Below are 5,315 nucleotides of genomic sequence, written 5' to 3'. Positions count from 1 at the left end.
TTTGGGTTAATCCATCTTAACAGGAAGACCGTGACTCGTCTTCTTCTAACTCGTCACCTGTCAACGCTTTTAGTGACTAGGGCATATTATGCATTCGGATTTATTCGTGAACATACGAAAAATGCAAAACAGCTTTTTATTCTCACACACAATTTTTCTTTCTTTCAACAAGTTCGTCACTGGTTCCGTTATCGTAGCCGTCAAGCATGTTTTTATATGATTGATTGCTTATATGATGGAGAAAAAAGATTTTCGAAAATTACTGATCTTGACCCACTCCTTAAAGATTATGATTCTGAGTACCACTATCTCTTTTCGAGAATATACAGAGAAGCAGGAAATTCAACTCAGACTTCCCTCGAAGAAAAATACATATTCCCAAATATGGCTAGACGGCTACTTGAAAGTTTTCTTTCATTTCGACAGCCTAACATTCCACGTGGTCTTACGAAAAAAATAGAGTTAGCTGAATTTGATGAATCCAAAAAAGTCCGAATAATCCGTTTTTTGCAGACTCATTCACATGGCAGAGATATTGGAGAGTTGGAACATGATCCATCAATCCTCTGTGAAACTAGTACAATTCTTAATGACTTATTGGAATTTATTGAAGCACTAGATCCTAAACATTTCTCCGCAATGGTAGAGCTATGTAACTCAAACGATTCATGAAAATAGTCAAGAACTATAAATAGGATATCGGTTATAGGAAATCAAAACGCCATCCCCTTGAATAATCAGAGGGATGGCGTTTTACTCTCTCGTCGGACACGGAATGCTATTTTTGAGGTATCATCACTTCAAGGATGTATATTGTATTATAAGCAGTATCAGCGGCGTGTCCCGTTGTTTGATTTACTGCGGCCTCAACACCTTCTTGTTGATCTTGCCGACGGCCGTCAGGGGAATTTCATCCAAGAACTCTATCACCTTGGGAGTCTCGTAGGGGGTGAGTCTTTCCCTGGCGTATGTTGTGATATCCTCCTTGAGGGCGTCGGAGTCTTTTTCCACGTACTCCGGTTTCAACTGTATGAAGGCCTTTACGATCTCCGATCCGGGCCGCTCCGGGTTGGGGAGGCCTATCGTTGCGATCAGGTCAACCGCGGGGTGTTCCGAGAGGACATCCTCCACCTTCACCGAGAAGACCTTGAATCCGCCGACGATGATCATGTCTTTCGTGCGGTCGACGATCTTCAGGTAACCCTCATCATCCATGATCGCCACATCGCCCGTGTGCATGTATCCGTCCTTGTCGATGGCGTTTTTCGTCTCTTCGGGCTTCTTATAATACCCGACCATCACCTGCGGACCCTTGACGCATATCTCCCCCGGCTCACCGATGCCGACCTCCTTGCCGGTGGCGGGATCGACCAGCTTCACGTCGGTGTTGAGAATCGGGACGCCGATCGACCCCAGCTTCCGTTTGCCCTTGTACGGATTGCTGGCGATCAGCGGAGACGTCTCTGACATCCCGTACGCCTCAACGAGCTTCCCCTTTCCGACAATCGCCTCGAGCTCCTTTTGAGATTCCTCGGGGAACGGCGCGGCGGACGAGAGGCAGGAGGTAATATTGGAGTGATCGAGATTCCTGAAATCGGGGTCCGCCATGAGAAGCTGGTACAGTGAGGGGACGTTGACGAGGGTCGTCGGGCGATATTTCTTGATCTGACTCGTGATATACTTGGTGTCCCGGGGGTTGGGGACCAGTATCTGTGTCCACGCGAGGTACATGCCGTTCATGTTGACATAGAGCCCCGCGATGTGGAAGTAGGGATACCCCGAAATAGCCGGCCCCTCGCCCTTTTTCCAGCCGAGCCAGGTCTGATAGACAATCAGGTTCGATACGGCGTTTCGGTGTGTGAGCATGGCCCCCTTGGGAGGCCCGGTGGTGCCGCCGGTATACTGGAGATGGGCGATGTCATCGGGGGTGATGTCCAGCCCGGGGTCCTTATCGGAAAAGGCGCCCGGTTTGGTCACCTCCTCCATCAGGTAGACGGTTTTATCGGAAAGCGGCGTGACCTTCCCGGTGGGAAACTTCTTGAGGAGTTTTCCGAGCACCCGTTTCACCGTCGGGAGATATCCCCCGATGCTCGCGGCGACGACGACCTTGAGCTTCGGGAGGTTGGGGGCGATTTTGGTGAGCCGCGCCTGGAAGATCGCATCCAGCGTGACTAGCCCCCTGGCGTCGGAGTCCTTGAGCTGATATTCCATCTCCTCCGTCGAGAGGAGGGGCGACACCCCGGAAACGGCGCAGCCCGCCCTCAGCGAGCCGAGCCAGGCGATGACATACTCCGGAATGTTGGGGAGGTTGATCCCCACGACGTCGCCCTTCTTGAAACCGTTTTTGATCAGCATATCGGCGAACCGATTGGCGAGGACGTCGAGCTCTCCAAAGGTAATTACGGTTCCCATGTAGATTAGGGCGGGTTTCTCCGGAAACTGCTCAAAGGTCGGTCTTATGGCGTCGATGAAGCTCATCTCCCACAACGCGGGATCAAGATCGTCGAGGCCCTTATCCCATGACTTTTTCCAAAATTTCTGCTCTTTTTTCATAAACACCTCTCAATCGAGACAACTGAAAAAATACAGGGTCATACAACTCGTCCTCTTCACCGGGGATTTTATCATATAAAGCGTTAATAATTCATATATAAATTTACAAAATTTATTTTTCGGTAACTCCACGGAACACACGTCGAATGTGAATGAGCGCCGTAAAAAAACCATCCCCGCGCGTGAACACGAGGATGGCATGTATGCGTATCAGGTTTTTTCGCCGGAAGAACCCGCCGTCAGGCGGTGCCGCTCTTTTTTTCCTCCAGCTTCTTCAGGTGCTTGGTGAAGTAGGTATTGGCGTTGTCCATGAAGACATCCACCGGCATGATATCCCGACTTACGATGGCGAGGGTCTCGGCCTTCATTTCGCCGGTGCCGATCAATTCCTCCCCTGCCTTTTTCGACGCCTCAAGGATATCGGAGAACTGATCCTCCATGCCCATCATGATCATCGGCTGGATCGACTGGGCGTTGGGCCGAAGCAGGGCGCCGGCGAACTCCCGCTCCATGTTGGTGGTCATTGCCCTGAAGTGATCCAGCATGGCGTCGAAGTTTTCCGTGGTAAAATACCCGCAGGTGGATACCACCACCACCTTCCCGTGTCCGTATCCCTCCCGGACCGGGTGCCGGTCCCGGCCGTCCCGCATTTCCAAAAACGGAAGACCCATCGGCGTCATGCGGTCCAGGAACATCTTCATCGGTCCGGATACCCCGTCCCAATAGAGCGGCGTGGCGAAGACCATGATGTCCGCCGCCTTGATCATCGGCAGCACCGGGTCGTAATCGTCTTTGAGGACGCATTCCCCCGGGGTCTTGAGCCAGCAGCCGAGGCATCCCAGGCACGGCTTGATGTTCATCTTTCTCGTGTAGAGTACCGTGACCTCCGCCCCCTTGCTTTTCATCCCGTCGATAAAGGGATTCAGAATCCAGCCGGTGTTTCCCTTGTCACCGTGGGGGCTCGCATTGACGATCAGAACGTTCATGGATCTTCCTTTCGCCTGTACATGAAATCGGTAATTCCCGGCGGCCGGAATAATCGGATATGCGCCGCCGATCACCCATTATACCTGATTGGTGAGTCAACACAACAGAATTATTCCGCCCCGTATGCGGGAACGGTCGTGTCGGCGGGCATCCGGCGGCGATAGTTCGTGAGGTGGGGGTCGTCCCGCGTCAATGTGGTGACGTTGTCAATGATTCGGCGCGCCAGGTCGTCTGTGGACATGCGGTGGAGGTCGGCCAGGGCGCCGATCACATCGAAAATGAGGGAGGGCGTCCCCTCGGGTATGTCCTTTCGATACCACACGATTCCGACGGGGTTGTCCGTCTCGGTGAGGAGGCGATCGAGCGGTATCCTTCGGGCGATATCGCGGATTTTCCTCGAGAAAAGGATTTCGACCCCCACCGTGAAGTAGCATCCGATGTCGATGAGGGCGCCCAGGGCGTCCTTCGGCCCCGAGTACCAGTGGATGATCGCCCGGGTGATGTCGCGGGACCGAAGCCGTTCGGCGATCGTCTTTTCCGCGCCGGTGGTGTGGAGGTTCAGGATTTTCCCGGTTTCCCCGGCATGGGAGAGGAAGTATTCGAACACCCGCTCCTGGGCGGGGTATCTCTTTTTGTCGGTGACGTATCGGAAATCGAGCCCCACCTCCCCGATGACGGGGGCGGACAGGAGCCCTGCGTCGAGCGTGTCCGTGCGGTCGGCATACTCCTGTGCCTCCCAGGGGTGCACGCCGAAGGCCGGGATGACGAGGTCGGATTTCTCCGCCAGGGCGAAAGTCTCCCGGTAGGACGCGGGATTCATGGCGGCGGAGATGGTGAGGATGCCGTGGGCCTCGATCTCTTGAAGCGCCTTTTCGCCGCCGTCCCGATAGAGATCGAGGTGCGCGTGGGCGTCGATATACTGCGCCGCCTTCGGGATCGGTTTCATCCGCCTCTCATCTCCCGTCGTACATTTCACGCATCATAGCAGCATCCGTCGGCGGGGTCGAGGGGAAACGGCGCTTCATCGGATGCGGGGTGCATCGCCGCCCGCCGTAATCTTCACCCGCCCGCAGCACCGCACCATGCGGTACAAAGAACAGCATCTTTGCCGATCAAGAACGATACAAAGCGGTTGACAGAAGCGGCGAAAATTGATACAAGAGACAATACCCACGGGAAAAAAAAGACGGGGCCGCACCTTTTCGGCCCCGCCCGTTCTTTAACGGTTTTTTTGTATGAAAAGAAAAAAACGCGCCTGTAGCTCAGGGGATAGAGCAACGGACTTCTAATCCGTAGGTCGCAGGTTCAATTCCTGCCAGGCGCGCCAGATATTTCAAATAATTTCAAAGACTTGGCAAGGAATCCAAACGCTTTTTACTTCATCCAAAAGCTTAAAACGTCTCAAGTGTCACTTTTGTGTCACTTTTTTTATGTCTCCGCAGAGATAATCAGTTAACCTGCTAACGGCATCTCTCCCGTCTGATTCATCCACCGTATTGTAACGAAGGAACATCGACGTGGTTTTGTGCCCCGTTTGTGCCATGATCACCGAATCGTGGATACCCGCCTTTCTCATGTTTGTCGCAAAGCAGTGGCGCAAGTCATGCATCACAAATTCTTTGATCCCCGCCCGTCGACACGCACCTTCAAAGGCAGTGCGAATAGTCTTTACAGGTCTCCCATTTTTATTGGTGAAGACAAACGTATGAGTGAGGCTTCTCACCTTGTTGGCACGCTTCAAGATTTCCACAACATCATCGGTGAGGTACACACGT

5 protein-coding genes and 1 tRNA gene are annotated in these 5,315 nt (G+C 53.1%); 2 read left to right on the top strand and 4 right to left on the bottom strand.

The genetic code is table 11. From position 1 onward, the window contains the following. Positions 1-672 (top strand): AAA family ATPase (locus JW885_05560; protein MBN1881621.1); only part of this gene is annotated, 672 nt, incomplete at its 5' end. 183 nt (positions 673-855) lie between these two features. On the opposite strand, the gene JW885_05555 is transcribed toward JW885_05560, so the two are convergent. The 3 genes from JW885_05555 to JW885_05545 form a co-directional block, all read right to left on the bottom strand. After that, on the bottom strand, positions 856-2,553 hold the full coding sequence (locus tag JW885_05555; GenBank protein MBN1881620.1) for an AMP-binding protein: 1,698 nt from the start codon (positions 2,551-2,553) through the stop codon (positions 856-858). Positions 2,554-2,792: 239 nt separating this feature from the next. Then, on the bottom strand, positions 2,793-3,539 hold the full coding sequence (locus tag JW885_05550; GenBank protein MBN1881619.1) for a flavodoxin family protein: 747 nt from the start codon (positions 3,537-3,539) through the stop codon (positions 2,793-2,795). 110 nt (positions 3,540-3,649) lie between these two features. Then, positions 3,650-4,486 (bottom strand): TatD family hydrolase, encoded by an 837-nt coding sequence (locus JW885_05545; GenBank protein ID MBN1881618.1) that lies wholly within the window; start codon positions 4,484-4,486, stop codon positions 3,650-3,652. 305 nt (positions 4,487-4,791) lie between these two features. Between JW885_05545 and JW885_05540 the strand changes: the two genes are divergently transcribed. Beyond that, a tRNA-Arg gene (locus tag JW885_05540) sits at positions 4,792-4,867 on the top strand. A gap of 81 nt (positions 4,868-4,948) precedes the next feature. Here the strand turns inward: JW885_05540 and JW885_05535 are convergent. After that, the coding region (locus tag JW885_05535; GenBank protein ID MBN1881617.1) for a site-specific integrase at positions 4,949-5,315 on the bottom strand (367 nt) is incomplete at its 5' end.

This window comes from Candidatus Zymogenaceae bacterium (assembly GCA_016931225.1).
GTDB lineage: Bacteria > Desulfobacterota > Zymogenia > Zymogenales > Zymogenaceae > JAFGFE01.
The sequence above is the reverse complement of the archived record's forward strand: the minus strand, read 5'-3'. Positions and strand labels throughout refer to the sequence as shown.